Origin of the sequence: Pseudomonas saponiphila (assembly GCF_900105185.1) — a bacterium.
Classification (GTDB): domain Bacteria; phylum Pseudomonadota; class Gammaproteobacteria; order Pseudomonadales; family Pseudomonadaceae; genus Aquipseudomonas; species Aquipseudomonas saponiphila.
The window spans coordinates 761,478-778,467 of sequence record NZ_FNTJ01000002.1 but is presented as its reverse complement, the minus strand read 5'-3'; the positions used below and the strand labels follow the sequence as shown (position 1 = coordinate 778,467).

The following is a 16,990-nucleotide window of genomic DNA, read 5'->3' as shown; positions in this document are numbered from 1 at the left end:
GAGCAAACTCGCTCCTACAAAAACGCGGTACGCCCTGTAGGAGCGAGCTTGCTCGCGATCAACCGCACATCAGTTACCTGATACCTATTCCATGTCCTTGAGCCACTCGGTGCTCTTGAACCACTTGTCATGGATGCGATCGTAGGTGCCGTCTTCGTGAATCTGGTGCAGGAAGTTGTTGATGAAGTTGATGCTGTCGTAGTCGCCCTTCTTCAGACCGAAGGCCAGCGGCTCGTAGGTGAACGGCTTGTCGAGGAATACCAGCTTGCCATTGCCTACCTTGTTGACGGCCACCACGTTGTACGGGGCGTCATAGATGAAGGCGTCGGCCTTGCCGTTGACCACGTCCAGCACCGCTTCCTGCTCGTTGTCGTAGCCGTGGTACTTGGCCTTGGCGATCAGCTTCTTGGCGACCATTTCACCAGTGGTGCCCAGTTTGGAGGTGATGCGGTAATCGGCGCTGTTCAGGTCCTTGTAGGACTTGATGGTGCCTTCCAGCTCCTTGCGGATCAGCAGGGTCTGGCCGACCACGATGAAGGGTTCGCTGAAGTTCAGGCGCAGGTTGCGTTCCTGGGTCAGGGTCATGCCGCTGCCGATCATGTCGAACTTGTCGGTCAGCAGGGCCGGGATGATGCCGTCATAGCCGGTGGAAACCATCTCCAGCTTGACCCCCATGGACTTGGCCATGGCCTTGAGCAGATCGACTTCGAAGCCGATGATTTCGCCACGCTTGTTGGTCATTTCGAACGGCATGTAGGTCGGGTCCATGCCGACTTTCAGCGTGCCGCGCTTGACCGCATCATCGATGGCGCCGGCCTGGGCGGTATTGACCGCCAGCATGGCGGCAGCGCCTGCCAGCAGCAGCGAAAGATACTTCTTCATCTCAAGTCCCCTGAAGCCATTTTATTGTGGTGTCTGCACGCGGCGGGCCTGGAAAGGAAAATCCCCGACGATCAAGCCGTTATCGATCACGCACAGAAATTTGCGGGTGCGATGCTAACGCACTCGGCCATTTGCACAAGGATTTTTGTTGCCTGCCAAGGGGACGAAGACGATTGGCCGCACACAGCAAAACGCCCTTGAGCAGGAGCTCAAGGGCGTTGGCTTCAGGCCGGTTGCGGCACCGCGTTCAGCGGCTGCAACGGTAGCAGGGGGGCATGGGGATCGGTATCCACCGACTGGCGCCAGGCGCTCAGCCATTCGCTATGGCCCTCGCTCCAGACCTGCTCGTGCAGGCGTCCCAGGGCCACCGGATCGCTCAACAGCGCCAGGCGCTCGCTGTTGTTCAAGGCCGCCGGCCCGGCTTTGAGGGCGTGGCGCACCCGTTCCTGACGCAGCCATTCGATCGGCTCGGCCTGGGTATGACGGGACGTCGCCAGGGCACAGGCCAGGGCGTTCTGCTGCGGATCGACCACGGCCCGGATAAAGCCGTCGTTGAGCGCATGCCAGCGGTTCTCGTGGGTGTACTGGTCGGTGGCCAGCAGCGCCTGGGGCGGAGCATATTCCTCGGGGATCAGGAACAGGCTTTCGTCACGGGACTTCAGGCCCAGGCCGACTCGGCTGGAGATCACCGACACCGGGATCGACAACATCAGCGAACCGACGATCGGCACCAGCCACCAGAGGAAGCTCGGGTTCAGCCAGATCACCAGCAGTGCCCAGCAGAAGCCCAGCAGGGTCTGCGGACCATGGCGGCGCACCGCTTCGCTCCATGGCGTGGAGTCGTCGTCACGCTGCGGCGAGTTCCAGGTCGCGGCCCAGCCAAGGAACGCGGCCAGAACGAAACGGGTGTGGAAAATCATCCGCACCGGCGCCAGCAGCATGGAGAACAGCATCTCCAGGAGCATCGACAGGGTCACCTTGAACTTGCCGCCGAACTCTTTCGCGCCCTTGGCCCAGATCAGGATGATGCTCAAGAGCTTCGGCAGGAACAGCAGCACGATGGTGGTGGAGAACAGCGCGATGGCCTTGTCCGGGTGCCACTGCGGCCACAGCGGATACAGCTGCCGCGGTTCGAGGAAGTACTGCGGCTCCATCAGGGTGTTGACCGCCAGCAGGGCCGTGGACAGCACCAGGAAGAAGAACCACAACGGCGCCGACAGGTAGGACATCACCCCGGTGAGGAACACCGCGCGGTGCACCGGGTGCATGCCCTTGACCAGGAACAGGCGGAAGTTCATCAGGTTGCCGTGGCACCAGCGACGGTCACGCTTGAGCTCGTCCAGCAGGTTCGGCGGCAGTTCTTCGTAGCTGCCCGGCAGGTCGTAGGCAATCCACACACCCCAACCGGCACGGCGCATCAGCGCAGCTTCGACGAAGTCGTGGGACAGGATCGCACCGGCGAAGGCACCCTTACCGGGCAACGGCGCCAGGGCGCAGTGCTCGATGAACGGCTGCATGCGGATGATCGCGTTATGGCCCCAGTAGTGGGACTCACCCAACTGCCAGAAGTGCAGGCCAGCGGTGAACAGCGGGCCGTAGACCCGGGTGGCGAACTGCTGCATGCGCGCATACAGGGTGTCCATGCCCGAGGCCCGTGGCGCGGTCTGGATGATCCCGGCGTCCGGCGTGGCTTCCATCAGGCGTACCAGGCTGGTCAGGCATTCGCCGCTCATCACGCTGTCGGCGTCGAGCACCACCATGTATTTGTAGTCGCCGCCCCAGCGACGGCAGAAGTCGTCGAGGTTGCCGCTCTTGCGCTTCACCCGGCGACGGCGCCGGCGATAGAAGATCTTGCCGAAGCCCTTGGCTTCGCGGCAGACATCCAGCCAGGCCTGCTGCTCGGCGACGCAGATATCGCTGTCGTTACTGTCGCTCAAGACGAAGAAGTCGAAGCGATCCAGGTCACCGGTGGCCGCCACCGACTCGAAAGTCGCCCGCAGGCCGGCAAACACCCGCGGCACGTCTTCGTTGCAGATCGGCATGACCAGGGCGGTGCGCGCATCCTTGGGGATCGGCTCGTTGCCGGCACTGGCCCCGGAAATGCGGTACTTGTCGTGACCGGTCAAGAGTTCCAGGAAGCCCATCAGGGCGGTCCAGAAACCTGCAGAAACCCAGCAGAACAGAATCCCGAACAGAATCAGGATGCTGGTCTGCAGGGCATAGGGCAGCACTTGCTGGGCGGTCTGCATCAGCGGCTGGTGCATGACCTCTTCCAGGTCGACGAACGACCAGCCCTGGTACGGCATGATGCCTTTCATGTACCAGCCGGCGACGATGGTCTGGCCAAGCATCAACAGCAGCAGGATGTAGCGCCGGATCGACCCCACGGTGCGCCAGCGGGCAGCCGGCAGTACGCGCTCGTCCTTCTTCGGCGCTGGCGGGTTGCTGCGCCCGGTCAGGCGCCGCCAGCCACGCACCAGGATATTGGTGCGCCATGGCTCCGGCACCACCTTGGTGCGGCGGATAGGCGGCGTGGCCTTGAGGCAGACCCGGCCTTCGGCGTCGACACCGAGCATCTCCGCCTCTTCAAGTTCGGCGGCGGTGCTCATGTTCAGGCGCTGGCCCACCGAGGCCTGGGCGGCATCGGTGGGAGCGTCGAAGGTGCCTGACGACAGGCGTTGGTGCAATTCGCTGAAGGACTGGCAGCCCGCGAGTTCCGCGCGCTGCTGGTCCGACATCGGCAGGTGCGCCAGGTACTCGGCAAGAGACTCTGGCTGTAGTTGAGAGTTACTCATCGGCAGGCAACTGATAGCTCCAGGTCTCGGTCAGGACTTGTTCAGTTTTAACCGGTTCCGGTGTGGCAGGGGCCGCTTCGGCAGCAGCAGGCTGCTTGGCGTCTTTGTGGTCCTTGTCCTTGGCGCTCTTGGCATCCTTGGCCGGTTTGGCTTCAGCCAGCTTGGCGGCGGCTGCGGCGGCTTCCTTGTCCTTCTTCTCCTGCTGCTTGGCGGCGAGTTTGTCGGCCTTGGCCACAGAAGAGTTGGAGTTCGGCATCGAGGCCTTGGCCGGCTCGGGCTGGGCAATGTCACGGACCAGGGCGGCGCGCATCTCGGTGGACTTGCTCGCGTCCTTGATCTTCATGCGCAGAGTCAGGCGCCAGCCCTTGGTTTCCGGGTTGTAGCGCACGCTGTTTTCCACCAGCTCGGCGTTGTCGCCGACGCTGACCTGGCTGCGAACTTCGGCGTTCTCCGGCAATGCCGCCAGGGACGGGCCCTGGAAGTCCACCAGGTAAGCCACGCTGCCATCGGGTTGACGGATCAGGTTGGACTGCTTGACGTCGCCGGTGGAACGCAGGGTCTGTTGCACCCAGGCGCTGTCCGGGGAATGCAGGGCGGCTTCGTCGATAGTCCAGTGCAGACGGTAGGCGTAGTCCAGCGGCTGGCCTGGTTCCGGCTGTTTTTCCGGGTTCCAGAACGCCACGATGTTGTCGTTGGTTTCGTCCGCTGTCGGGATCTCTACCAGGTCGACGGTGCCCTTGCCCCAGTCGCCCTTCGGCTCGATCCAGGCACTTGGACGCTTGTCGTAGCGGTCGTCGAGGTCTTCATAGTGGCTGAAGTCGCGGCCACGCTGCAGCAGGCCGAAACCACGCGGATTTTCCACCGAGAAGTTGCTCACGGCCAGGTGTTTCGGGTTGTTCAGCGGACGCCAGATCCACTCGCCATTGCCGGCATGGATCGACAGGCCGCTGGAGTCATGCAGCTCGCGACGGTAGTTGAGGACTTTCGACGGCTGGTTGGCGCCGAACAGGTACATGCTGGTCAGCGGGGCCAGGCCCAGCTTGCCGACCTTGTCCCGCAGGAACACCCGGGCCTTGACGTCGACGATGGTGTCGGCGCCCGGACGCAGGGTCAGGCGATAGGCGCCGGTGGCCCGTGGCGAGTCCAGCAGGGCGTAGATCACCAGGTGCTTGTCGGTCGGCTTGGGCTGCTGGATCCAGAATTCGCTGAAACGCGGGAATTCTTCGCCGGACGGCAAGGCGGTATCGATCGCCAGGCCCCGGGCGGACAGGCCATAGGTATGACCCTTGCCGACGACGCGGAAGTAGCTGGCGCCGAGCATGGTCATGATTTCGTCTTGCTTGTCAGCCTTGTTGATCGGGTACAGCACACGGAAACCGGCGTAGCCGAGCTTCTCGGTGGCCTTGGGATCGAACTTCACGTCGCCGAAATCGAAACGGTTCGGGTCGTACTTGATCTCGGATACGGTGTTGGCGCTGATCTCGTTGATCTTCACCGGCGTGTCGAAGTGCATGCCCTGGTGATAGAACGACAGCTTGAACGGGGTCTTCTGATCGGCCCATTCGGCTTTTTCGCTGAGGAAGCGGATTTTCTGGTAGTCCGCGAACTTCATCTCACGGAACTCGTTCGGCAGGTTACTGCGCGGGGCCTCGTACTTCTGCCCGGCCAGGTCCTTGGCCTTGGCCGACACATCATCCAGATTGAATGCCATGAGTTGACCGGCACCGAACAGGCAGACCAGCGCAGAGCCCGTCACCAGTGCGTTTCGTAACCGTTTGGCAAACAAGTTTGGTGCATTACAGGGACTAACAATCACGAGCAACCCTCGCCGAAAACAGATCAAAAAACCAACGGCCAGCTATCTATATGCCAGGTTGGCGAGCATTGTTCCGACTCCGATGGGGCTAAATGATTCCCCAAGCGGCCGTGGACAAGTCTCTACTTAAGTCAAAATGGACCAACGAACGCTGATCCCCGTAGCGCGCGATTATCTAGTAGCCCGCGTTACAACGCATCAGGGGTAACAAAGTATTTATCGCGAAAAACAGCTGTTTGCGCCGCAATTCGGTGGAAAAAGCTGTTTCAGGCGTTTTCAGGTCTGTAACAGGAAGGTTACCGGGCCGTCATTGACCAGATGCACCTGCATGTCCGCGCCGAAACGCCCTGATGCCACTTTGCCATGCAACTGTTGCGCCTTCACTACCAGATAGTCAAAAAGCTCCTCGCCAAGGGCGGGTGGCGCGGCCGTGGAAAAGCTTGGACGCAACCCGCTCTTGGTGTCCGCTGCCAGGGTGAATTGCGACACCAGCAGCAACCCGCCCTGCACATCGGTCAGGGACAGGTTCATCTTGCCTTCAGCATCGCTGAACACCCGATAGTTAAGCAGCTTATGCAGAAGTTTGTCGGCGCTGGCCCGAGTGTCCTCGGGCTCCACCGCCACCAGCACCAGCAACCCCTGGTCCACCGCGCCGACGATTTCCCCGGCCACCTCGACCCGCGCGCCGGTTACGCGTTGCAACAGCCCCTTCATGCTTCTTCGGGCGGCAGGTCGAGGAGGCGCCGTGCCATCTGATCAGTGGCACGCACCAGGGCATCGGTGATGCCCGGCTCGGACGCAGCGTGACCTGCGTCGCGTATCACCTGCAGTTCGCTGTTGGGCCAGGCCTGATGCAGTTCCCAGGCATTGTCCAGCGGGCAGATCACGTCGTAGCGACCATGCACGATGACCCCGGGCAGATGGGCGATCTTGCCCATGTCGCGGATCAGCTGGTCGGGTTCGAGGAAGGCATTATTGATGAAGTAATGGCATTCGATCCGGGCGATCGACAGCGCTCGCTGCGGCTCGGAGAAACGGTCCACCACCAACGGATTGGGACGCAGGGTCGCGGTGCGCCCTTCCCAGCCGGACCAGGCCTTGGCCGCATGCATCTGGGCGATCTGGTCGGTGCCGGTCAGGCGCTTGTGGAAGGCACTGACCAGATCGTGGCGCTCCTCCAGGGGAATCGGCGCCACATAGTCCTGCCAGTAGTCGGGGAACAGGCGGCTGGCGCCACACTGGTAGTACCACTGGATTTCCTGGGGACGGGCCAGGAAGATCCCCCGCACGATCAGCCCCAGCACCCGATCAGGATGGGCTTGCGCGTAGGCCAGGGCCAGGGTCGAACCCCAGGAACCGCCAAACAGCACCCATTTGTCGATGCCCAGGTGCTGGCGAATCCGCTCAAGGTCGGCCACCAGGTCCCAGGTGGTGTTGTTTTCCAGGCTGGCGTGAGGGGTGGAGCGCCCGCAACCGCGCTGGTCGAAGGTGACGATACGGTACAGGTTCGGATCGAAGTAGCAGCGGCTGGAGGCATCGCAGCCGGCCCCCGGCCCGCCATGAATGAACACCACCGGCAAACCTTCCGGTGAACCGCTTTCGTCGACATACAGCACATGGGGCTCGTCGACAGCCAGATCGTGCCGGGCATAGGGTTTGATCTGCGGGTACAAAGTCTGCATTACGCGCTCCGTGGAGGTCGGGTTCATCCCTGGTGGGACTTCATTTATTCTGCCGTTCGGCATCATAAACCCGAATCACGCAATCAGCATGTCCTTGAAGAAAACAGGGTTGTTCAGGGGCATGCGACGAGTCGCGCAGGGCATTTCGCGAGCAAGCTCGCTCCTACGCAAAGGCGTGAAACCGCGGTAGGAGCCAGCTTGCTGGCAAAAGCAATGTCAGCGGTAATGCTCCTGGCCCCAGGTCAGCAGCCCCTGCAGCAATGCCTTGAGCACCACCTGGGTCGGTGCCGCCAGATCCTCGCGATAGCGGAACGGCTCGAACTCCTCCATGTAGGCGCTCTGCGCCAGCTCCAGTTGCACCGCATGAATGTGCGCGGCCGGGTTTCCGTAATGCCGGGTGATGTGCCCGCCCTTGAAACGGCCGTTGAGCACGTGGGTGTAATCGCCATGGGCCGCGCAAATGCTCTCCAGGCGGCCGGCCAGTTGCGGATTGCAGCTGGCGCCATTGAAGGTGCCGAGATTGAAATCCGGCAGCTTGCCCTCGAACAGATGCGGAATCAGCGAGCGGATGGAATGGGCATCGAACAGCAGGGCGTAGCCGAACTCGGCCTTGAGCCGCGCCAGCTCCTCCTGCAGGGTGCGGTGATAAGGCACCCAGACCTGTTCCAGGTAGTGCTGCCGATCTTCTTTGGACGGTGCCTGCCCCTCGACGAACAAGGGCTGGCCATCGAACAGCGTCGCCGGATACAGCCCGGTGGTGGCGCCCGCGTACAGCGGCTTGTCATCGGAGGGCCGGTTCAAGTCGATGACGAAACGCGAGTACTCGGCGGCCAGGGTGCTGGCCCCCATCTCCTCGGCAAATTCATACAACCGCGGGATGTGCCAGTCGGTATCCGGCAGGCTCTGCGCCTGGGGCACCAAGCCGGCCGCCACTTCCGGGGTCAGGCGCGTACCGGCGTGGGGCATGCTGATCAGCAGCGGCACCCGGCCTTGTTTGAACGTCAGAACCTTATCCACAAGCCTTCTCCTAAACAGTCACTTCAACCCCGTGTCGCACGACGCGCTTTTCCAGGTCGCCGCCCAACCAGTAAGCCAGGTCGGCGGGGCGCTCGATCTGCCAGGCGACGAAGTCCGCCACCTTGCCCGCTTCCAGCGAACCATGGGTCTTGTCCATGCCCAGGGCCTGGGCCGCGTGCAGGGTCACCCCGGCCAGCGCCTCCTCGGGGGTCATGCGCAAACAGGTGCAGGCCATGTTCAGCATCAGGCGCAGCGACAGCACCGGCGACGTGCCGGGATTGAGGTCGCTGGCCACTGCCATCTTCACCCCATGCTTGCGCAAGGCGGCCATCGGCGGCAGCTGGGTTTCCCGGAGGAAATAGAACGCTCCCGGCAGCAACACCGCGACGGTTCCCGAGGCCGCCATGGCGATCGCATCGTCCTCGGTCATGAACTCCAGGTGATCGGCGGAAAGCGCCCGGTAGCGTGCCGCCAGGCTCGAACCATGCAGGGACGACAGTTGCTCGGCATGCAACTTGACCGGCAGTCCGAGCTGCTGCGCAGCGATGAATACCCGCTCCACCTGGGCCGGGGAGAACGCCAGGTATTCACAGAAGGCGTCCACCGCATCCACCAGCCCTTCGGCCGCCAGGGCCGGGAGCATTTCCATGCAGATGTGCTCGATGTAGTCGTCGCTGCGCTCGGCGTATTCCGGCGGCAGGGCATGAGCCGCCAGGCAGGTGCTGCGCACGCTGACCGGCAACTCTTCGCCCAGGCGGCGGATGACCCGCAGGAGCTTGCGCTCGCTGGCCAGGTCCAGGCCATAGCCGGACTTGATCTCGACGCTGGTGACGCCATCGCGCAGCAGGCTCAGCAGTCGCTTGCGGGCGCTGACGAACAGTTCCTCTTCCGAGGCGGCGCGAGTGGCTCGCACGGTGCTGGCAATCCCGCCACCGGCGGCGGCGATCTCGGCGTAGCTCACGCCCTGCAGGCGCTGTTCGAACTCACCGCTGCGGTTGCCGCCAAACACGATGTGGGTGTGGCAATCGATCAGCCCAGGGGTGACCCAGGCACCGCCCAGGTCCTGGACCTGGGAATAATCGGCGACCGGCGCCGCCTGGCGCCGGCCGATCCACTCGATGTGCGCCCCTGACGTCACGATGGCCGCGTCCTCGATGATCGAGTAAGTGCCCTGGGCCATGCTGGCGACGTTGCAGTGTTGCCAAAGAGTTTTCATCCAAGGCCTCCGTTAATGATCAGTAGGTAAAGAAGAATCGACGCGGATCTGCTGAGCCTGTCCCGCCGCCGGTTTGACCCACAACAGATAGGCCACCACCAACAGCACGATCCACACCGCGCCCACCAACAGCGCCGCTTGAGTTTTCGGGAAGTAGCCCAGCACGCCAAAGATGAACAGCATGAAGGCGATCGCCGCCGCAGGCGCCCAAGGCCAGAACGGCACCTTGAACTGCAACCTGGCTACCTGCTCGGCGGTCATGGAGCGGCGCATGGCCACATGGGTCAGCAGAATCATCAGCCACACCCAGACCGTGGCGAACGTGGCCAGGGAAGCGATCAGCAGGAAGATGTCTTCCGGGATCAGGTAGTTCAGCACCACGCCGCCCAACAGGGTCACGGCCATCACCACCACGGTCATCCACGGCACCCCGGCCTTGGACACCTGGGCAAAGCCCTTGGGCGCCTGCCCTTGCTGGGCCAGGCCGTACATCATGCGCCCAGCGCCGAAGATGTCGCTGTTGATGGCCGACACTGCCGCCGAAATCACCACGATATTGAGGATGGTGGCCGCCGAGCTGATGCCCAGGCTGTCAAAGATCTGCACGAACGGACTGCCCTGAGTGCCAATCTGTGGCCAGGGGAAAATCGACATCAGCACGAACAGAGTCAGCACGTAGAACAGCAGGATGCGCAGAGGCACCGCGTTGATCGCCTTGGGAATGACCCGCTGCGGATCCTTGGCCTCACCAGCGGTGACGCCAATGATCTCGATGCCACCGAAGGCGAACATCACCACCGCAAAGGAGGCGATCACCCCGCTGATGCCATTGGGCATGAAGCCGCCATGGGCCCAGAGGTTGCTGGCGCCGGTGGCCTGCTCGGTGAAGGCGCTGCCCATGCCGAACAGCATGATGCCGAAGCCGCCGAGGATCATCGCGATGATCGCCCCGACCTTGAGCAGCGACAGCCAGAACTCCATCTCGCCGAAGACCTTGACGCTGCACAGGTTCAGCCCGCCGATGAGCAGGACGATGCCCAGCACCCAGATCCAGCGTGCCACCTCGGGAAACCAGAAGCCCATGTAGATACCGAAGGCCGTGACGTCCGCCAGGCAGACGATGAGCATCTCGAAGGCATAGGTCCAGCCCAGGATGAAGCCCGGCAAGGGCCCCAGGTACTGGCTGGCGTACTGCCCGAAGGAGCCGGACACCGGGTTGTGTACCGCCATCTCCCCCAGGGCGCGCATCACCATGAACACCGCCGCGCCACCAATCAGGTAGGCCAGCAACACAGCCGGGCCAGCCATCTGGATGGCGGAGGCCGAACCGTAGAACAATCCGGTGCCGATGGCCGACCCCAGGGCCATGAAGCGTATATGGCGAGCTGTCAGCCCCCGACGTAATCCAGTCTCTTGCGATTGCATGTCATCGTCCCTTTTATTGTTATCGGACACATACGCCCCGCGCAGGTGCGCGAGGCAGAAGAAGCAGGCGCTCCGCGCCTGTCTTGCAGATACAGCAAACCCACGAGGGCCGCCATTGGCCGAACACGGCGTTGTCTGGCGGCCCGGCGTGCATTACAGGCTCGGCAACAACTGGGCTGGCAACAGCCCATTCAGGCACCGCGAAGCCAACAACTCGCTGGCCGCGTTGATATCCGGTGCAAAGAAACGGTCCTTCTCGTAGTACGCCACTTTCTCGCGCAGGGTGGCGCGAGCTTTTTCCAGGGTCGGCGAGGTTTTCAGGCCTTCGCGCAGGTCCAGGCCCTGGCAGGCCGCCAGCCATTCCACGGCCAGCACACCGCGGGTGTTCTCGGCCATTTCCCACAGACGCTTGCCGGCGGCCGGCGCCATGGAAACGTGGTCTTCCTGGTTGGCGGAAGTGGGAATGCTGTCCACCGAGTGCGGGTGGGCCAGGGCCTTGTTCTCGCTGGCCAGGGCCGCAGCGGTCACCTGGGCGATCATGAAGCCGGAGTTGACCCCGCCATTGGCCACCAGGAACGGCGGCAGCTGGGACATGTGCTTGTCCATCATCAGCGAGATACGGCGCTCGCTCAGGGACGCGATCTCGGCAATGGCCAGGGCCATGTTGTCGGCCGCCATGGCCACCGGCTCGGCGTGGAAGTTGCCGCCGGAAATCACGTCGCCTTCGGCAGCGAACACCAGCGGGTTGTCGGACACGGCGTTGGCTTCGACCACCAGCACTTCAGCGGCCTGGCGGAACTGGGTCAGGCAGGCGCCCATCACCTGAGGCTGGCAACGCAGGGAGTACGGGTCCTGAACCTTGTCGCAGTTCTGGTGCGAAGCGGAAACCTCGGTGCTCTCGCCCAGCAACGCCCGGTAGGCCGCGGCGGTATCGATCTGCCCGCGCTGACCGCGAGCGGCATGAATCCGTGGGTCGAACGGCGAGCGCGAACCCAGTACCGCTTCCACGGTCAGGCCACCGCAGACCAGGGCACCGGCGAACAGGTCTTCGCCTTCGAACAGGCCACGCAGGGCGAACGCGGTAGACACCTGGGTACCGTTGAGCAGCGCCAGGCCCTCCTTGGCGGCCAGGGTCAAGGGCTTCAGGCCAGCGATTTCCAGGGCTGCGGTGGCGTCCAGCCACTGGCCCTTGTAGCGCGCCTTGCCCTCGCCCAGCAGCACCAGGGACATGTGCGCCAGCGGCGCCAGGTCGCCGGAAGCGCCCACCGAACCCTTGAGCGGAATATGCGGATAGACCTCGGCATTGATCAGGGCGATCAGGGCGTCGATCACCTGGCGGCGGATGCCGGAGAAGCCGCGGCTCAGGCTGTTGACCTTGAGCACCATGATCAGACGCACCAGATCGTCGCTGATCGGCTCGCCCACGCCGGCGGCATGGGACAGCACCAGGGAGCGCTGGAGGTTTTCCAGGTCGGCGCTGGCGATGCGGGTCGAGGCCAGCAGGCCAAAACCGGTGTTGATCCCGTAGGCGGTGCGGTTCTCGGCAAGGATCTGCTCGACACAGGCCACGCTGGCGTCGATCTGCGCCGAGGCGCTGTGGTCCAGGGTCAGGGTCAGCGGCTGCTGATAGATGGCCCGCAGTTGGGCCAGGGTCAGTTGGCCGGGAATCAGATTAAGCGCAGTCACATTCATGCTCCTTTTGAGAGTTTTGTAATAACTACCAGTCGCTCCGGAAGTTTCCGTTATCCGTCGTCATTTGCGGTTCTGCGCGAGTGACGCCTTGGCACGCTGGTGATGGAAAAACCGTTTATTGCACCTTGGAAAAACGTTTGTGCAGCAGCTCCGGGTCCTTGAGCAGCGCCGCCGCGCTGGCAATGTCCGGCGCCAGCCAGCGGTCCTGGTCATAGGCCGGGACCCGCTCGCGCAACAGGCACCAGGCGATACCGGTGCCGGTGCCGAAGCGCTGCGCCTTGAGAAATTCGAAAGCCTGGGCTGCCAGCAGGTACTCGATGGCAAGGATCTGGGTGCAGTTCTCCAGTACCTGATGCAACTTCAGGGCGGCATTGGTGCCCAGGCTCAGGTGGTCTTCCTGCAGACCCGAGGTCACGTAGTTGTCCAGCACCGCCGGCTGGGCCAGCTGACGGTTCTGGGCACACAGCGAGGCGGCCACGTACTGCACGATCATCATCCCGGAGTTGACCCCAGGCTCGCTCACCAGAAACGCCGGCAAGCCACTGACATGAGGGTTGATCAGGCGGTCCAGGCGGCGCTCGGCAATCGAGCCGATCTCGGCCATGGCGATCGCCAGCAGATCCGCCGCCAGGGCCACCGACTGCCCGTGAGGGTTGGCCTGGGACACCACCCGATAGCGGTCCGGAGTGCCCAGCAGCAACGGGTTGTCGGTGGCGCCATTGAGTTCGATTTCCACCTGCCTGACAGCGTGGGCCAGTTGATCCCGGGCAGCGCCATGCACCTGGGGAATGGAACGGATGCTCAAGGCGTCCTGGGTGCGGATGCCACGGCTGGCGGCGATCACTTCGCTACGGTCGAGCAAGGCCCGCAGATTGCTGCCCACCACCTGCATGCCGGGGTGCGCCTTGAGGGCAATGATCTGGGCATCGAAGGCGTCGATCTGGCCGCGCTGGGCCTCGAAACTCATGGCGCCGATCACATCGGCCCACTGCAACAGGCGGCTGGCGTCGGCCAGGGCCAGGCAGCTGAGGCCGGTCATGCACGGCGTGCCGTTGACCAGGCACAGGCCATCCTTGGCTCCCAGTTGCACCGGCTGCAGCCCTTCCTCGGCCAGGGCCTGTTCGGCGCTGACAAGACGTCCGCGATAGCTGACCTGACCGACACCCAGCAAGGCGATACCGATATGGGCCATGTGGGTCAGGTAACCCACCGAGCCCTGGGACGGCACTTGCGGGGTGATGCCGCGATTGAGCAGGTTCAGCAGCGCCTGGACCACCTGGCGGTGGATACCGGACTTGCCGTGGCTGTAGTTGATGATGGCGGCGCAGAGAATCGCCCGGGTCTGTTCGTCGGCCAACGCCGGCCCGACCCCGCAAGCGTGGCTGAGCAAGGTGTTGCGCGACAGCTGGCTGAGTTGCTCACCGGCCAGCAGCACGTTGCACAAGGCGCCCAGACCGGTGCTGATGCCATAGGCGCGCTCGCCGCTGTCCACCACCTGGCGGACGATGGCCTGGGCATTGTCGATACGCGCCCAGGCCTGGGCCGACAGTTCAAGCTGCGCGCCATGACGGGCGACGGCGACTACATCCTGCCAACCCAGGGGGGCGTCGGCGATAACGATTTTTTCAGCCTGGGACATCGGGGACCTCTTCTTGCAAACCTTGGGTTGTCTGCCGCTTTGCCGGACCTTACGCCGGCAAGCCGGCTCCTACACCGTCGCGGCGCGACGCTGGACGAAACGATCGACATACTCGTCCGCCGGCGAATGCAGGATCTCTTTCGGCGTACCGACCTGGATCAGGCGGCCGTCCTTGAGGATCGCGATGCGGTTGCCGATGCGCACCGCCTCGTCCAGATCGTGGGTGATGAAGACGATGGTCTTGTGCAGGGTCTTCTGCAGCTCCAGCAACTGGTCCTGCATCTCGGCGCGGATCAGCGGGTCCAGGGCGCTGAAGGCTTCGTCCATGAGGATGATGTCGGTGTCCGCGGCCAGGGCCCGGGCCAGGCCGACCCGCTGGCGCATGCCACCGGACAGCTGGTGCGGGTACTTCTTCTCGTAGCCCTTGAGGCCCACGGTGTTGATCCAGTGCAGGGCCCGCTCGGCGCACAGCGCCTTGCTCTCGCCGCGCACCTTGAGGCCATAGGCGACGTTGTCCTGCACGTTGCGGTGGGGTAGCAGGCCGAAGCTCTGGAACACCATGCTGATCTTGTGCCGGCGGAATTGGCGCAGGGCCTCCATGTCGTATTGCAGGATGTCTTCGCCGTCCACCAGGATCGCGCCACTGGTGGGGTCGATCAGACGGTTGAAGTGGCGCACCAGAGTCGACTTGCCGGAACCGGACAGGCCCATGATGACGAAGATCTCACCAGTGCCGATGCTCAGCGACAAGTCATTGACCCCCACCACGCAGCCCGTCTGGGCCAGTACCTGATCCTTGCTCTGGCCCTGGCGGATCATCGCCAGCGCGTCAGCGGGGCGGTTGCCGAATATCTTGAAGACGTTCCTGACTTCGATCTTGCTCACGGCAGCACTGCTCATTTGCTCACCTCATGACGTGGACGACCGTAGGCCTGGGTAATGCGGTCGATCACCACCGCCAGAATCACGATCGCCAGCCCCGCTTCCAGGCCACGCCCGACGTTGAGGGTCTGGATGCCCACCAGCACATCCTCGCCCAGGCCACGGGCACCGATCATCGAGGCGATCACCACCATCGACAGAGCCATCATGGTGGTCTGGTTGATCCCGGCCATGATGCTCGGCAAGGCCAGGGGCAGTTGCACGCCGAACAGCTGCTGCCAGCGGTTGGCACCAAAGGCGTTGATCGCCTCCATGACTTCACCATCCACCTGGCGGATGCCCAGGTCGGTGAGACGGATCAGCGGCGGAGCTGCGTAGATCACCGTGGCGAAGATCGCCGGCACCTTGCCCAGGCCGAACAGCATCAGCACCGGGATCAGGTACACGAAGCTGGGCATGGTCTGCATGATGTCCAGCAGCGGCATCAGCACCGAACGCAAGCGGTTGCTGCGGGCTGAAAGGATCCCCAGGGGGATGCCGATCAGCACCGAGATCAGCGTCGCCACCAGCATCAGGGCCAGGGTCTGCATCAGCTTGTCCCACAGGCCGACGGCGCCCACCAGGAACAGCAGGCCGACGATCACCGCCGTGGTCAGCAGCTTGCGGGTCGCATGCCAGGCGATGCCGCCGACAATCGCCAGCATCAGCCACCAGGGCGCCAGGCGCAGCAACCCCTCAAGATTGACGATAGCCCACAGCAGGGTGTCGGAGATGTGCCGGAACACGTCGCCGTATTGGGTCACCAGGGCGTCGACCCAGCCGTTGACCCAGTCGGCGATGGAAAAAGTGAAGCGGTCTGGAAACATAAGAAACTCTCGATCTAAGGAGGTTGTGGTCCGGCTTCCGGCGGTGCTTGCGAACCGCCGGAAAGGCTCGACCTACAAGGCCGCGTCGATTTTCCTGGCTGCGTCTTCACTGACCCATGGGTGCCAGACTTCAGGATGTTCCTTGAGAAAGAGTTTCGCCAGTTTCGGCGACTCGATGCGTTCCTTGGTCATCCGCGCCAGATTCTGATTGAGCAGGTCGATGGGCAGGTTGGCCTTTTCCAGCACCGCCACCAGTTCCGGGGCTTCGTCGTGGAAGGTCTTGGACAGGCCGACCTTGATGCTCACGCTCTTGTCGACACCGGGCTTCTCGTCCAGCTTGACCAGGTCCACCTGGCCCATCAGCGGCGTCGGCGACCAGTAATAGAAGAGGATCGGCTCGCCACGCTTGTAGCTCGACAGCACCGCCGCATCCAGGGCCGGGCCGGTGCCCGGACGGAAGTTGGTGTAGCTGCTTTCCAGGCCGTAGCTCTTGAGCATCTCGCTGTTGTCCAGCTCGCAGGTCCAGCCGGCCGGGCAATTGTAGAAACGGCCCTTGCTCGGTTCTTCCGGGTCCTTGAACACGCTGGCGTACTGGCCCAGGTCGGCGATATTTTTCAGGTTCGGCGCCTTGGCTTCTAGCTTGCGCTTGGCATCGCCCTCGATCACATAGCGCGGCACGTACCAGCCTTCGATGGCACCCACCACCGGCGCGCCGACGCCCACCACCTTGCCGGCCTTCTCGGCCTTGTTCCACACCTCGCTGCGGCCCACCCATTCTTCGGCGAAGACCTGGATGTCATTGCTGCCCAGGGCGTTTTCCATAGTGATGGAGTTGCCCGGCAGGCTGTCGGTCTTGCAGTCGTAGCCCTTCTCCAGGACGAACTGCAGAACGTCGGTGAGCAACATGCCGCTTTCCCAGTTCAGGCCGGCGAATTTCACCGGCTTGCCCGACTCGCACCAACCGGCCGCCTGGGCACCGGAGGCAGCCAGCAAGCCCATGGACAGTAACGTGGTCAGCAGGGTCTTGTGCATTTTCATTGTGTGACGCTCCTAATCATGAGTTGGCTTACGGCAGTCA

General features: G+C 63.2%; 13 protein-coding genes. All 13 read right to left on the bottom strand.

From position 1 onward, the window contains the following. Window positions 1-84: 84 nt before the first annotated feature. Window positions 85-882: a transporter substrate-binding domain-containing protein gene (locus BLV47_RS25470; protein WP_092318841.1), complete on the bottom strand. Its 798-nt coding sequence runs from the start codon at window positions 880-882 to the stop codon at window positions 85-87. A gap of 224 nt (window positions 883-1,106) precedes the next feature. After that, window positions 1,107-3,677, bottom strand: a complete 2,571-nt coding sequence (gene mdoH, locus BLV47_RS25465) for a glucans biosynthesis glucosyltransferase MdoH (RefSeq protein WP_092318839.1) — start codon at window positions 3,675-3,677, stop codon at window positions 1,107-1,109. Continuing rightward, window positions 3,670-5,493, bottom strand: coding sequence for a glucan biosynthesis protein G (locus BLV47_RS25460; protein ID WP_092320567.1), 1,824 nt, complete (start codon window positions 5,491-5,493; stop codon window positions 3,670-3,672). The genes mdoH and BLV47_RS25460 overlap by 8 nt, the downstream gene beginning before the upstream one ends. Window positions 5,494-5,769: 276 nt before the next feature. After that, entirely contained in the window at window positions 5,770-6,207 is a 438-nt protein-coding gene (gene dtd, locus BLV47_RS25455; protein WP_016962703.1) for a D-aminoacyl-tRNA deacylase, read from the bottom strand. Further along, window positions 6,204-7,175, bottom strand: coding sequence for a prolyl aminopeptidase (pip, locus tag BLV47_RS25450; protein WP_092318837.1), 972 nt, complete (start codon window positions 7,173-7,175; stop codon window positions 6,204-6,206). The genes dtd and pip overlap by 4 nt, the downstream gene beginning before the upstream one ends. A gap of 216 nt (window positions 7,176-7,391) precedes the next feature. Continuing rightward, a complete protein-coding gene (gene hutG / locus BLV47_RS25445; RefSeq protein WP_092318835.1) occupies window positions 7,392-8,192 on the bottom strand; it encodes an N-formylglutamate deformylase in 801 nt (266 codons plus the stop codon). A gap of 10 nt (window positions 8,193-8,202) precedes the next feature. After that, the gene (gene hutI, locus BLV47_RS25440; RefSeq protein WP_092318833.1) at window positions 8,203-9,408 is read right to left on the bottom strand and encodes an imidazolonepropionase; all 1,206 of its coding nucleotides are present in this window, start codon (window positions 9,406-9,408) and stop codon (window positions 8,203-8,205) included. A gap of 12 nt (window positions 9,409-9,420) precedes the next feature. Continuing rightward, a complete protein-coding gene (locus BLV47_RS25435) occupies window positions 9,421-10,833 on the bottom strand; it encodes an amino acid permease (RefSeq protein ID WP_092318831.1) in 1,413 nt (470 codons plus the stop codon). Window positions 10,834-10,986: 153 nt separating this feature from the next. Then, window positions 10,987-12,525 carry a histidine ammonia-lyase gene (gene hutH, locus BLV47_RS25430; RefSeq protein WP_092318829.1) on the bottom strand — a complete coding sequence of 513 codons (1,539 nt, stop codon included), beginning with the start codon at window positions 12,523-12,525 and terminating at the stop codon, window positions 10,987-10,989. Window positions 12,526-12,640: 115 nt separating this feature from the next. Continuing rightward, complete coding sequence (locus BLV47_RS25425; RefSeq protein ID WP_092318827.1) at window positions 12,641-14,164, bottom strand: HAL/PAL/TAL family ammonia-lyase; 1,524 nt, start codon at window positions 14,162-14,164, stop codon at window positions 12,641-12,643. Window positions 14,165-14,233: 69 nt separating this feature from the next. Further along, window positions 14,234-15,064 (bottom strand): quaternary amine ABC transporter ATP-binding protein, encoded by an 831-nt coding sequence (locus BLV47_RS25420; protein ID WP_092318825.1) that lies wholly within the window; start codon window positions 15,062-15,064, stop codon window positions 14,234-14,236. Next, the gene (locus tag BLV47_RS25415; protein ID WP_092318823.1) at window positions 15,061-15,912 is read right to left on the bottom strand and encodes an ABC transporter permease; all 852 of its coding nucleotides are present in this window, start codon (window positions 15,910-15,912) and stop codon (window positions 15,061-15,063) included. Before BLV47_RS25415 ends, BLV47_RS25420 begins: the two co-directional genes overlap by 4 nt. 72 nt (window positions 15,913-15,984) lie before the next feature. Then, on the bottom strand, window positions 15,985-16,950 hold the full coding sequence (locus BLV47_RS25410; RefSeq protein ID WP_092318821.1) for an ABC transporter substrate-binding protein: 966 nt from the start codon (window positions 16,948-16,950) through the stop codon (window positions 15,985-15,987). Window positions 16,951-16,990: the final 40 nt, after the last annotated feature.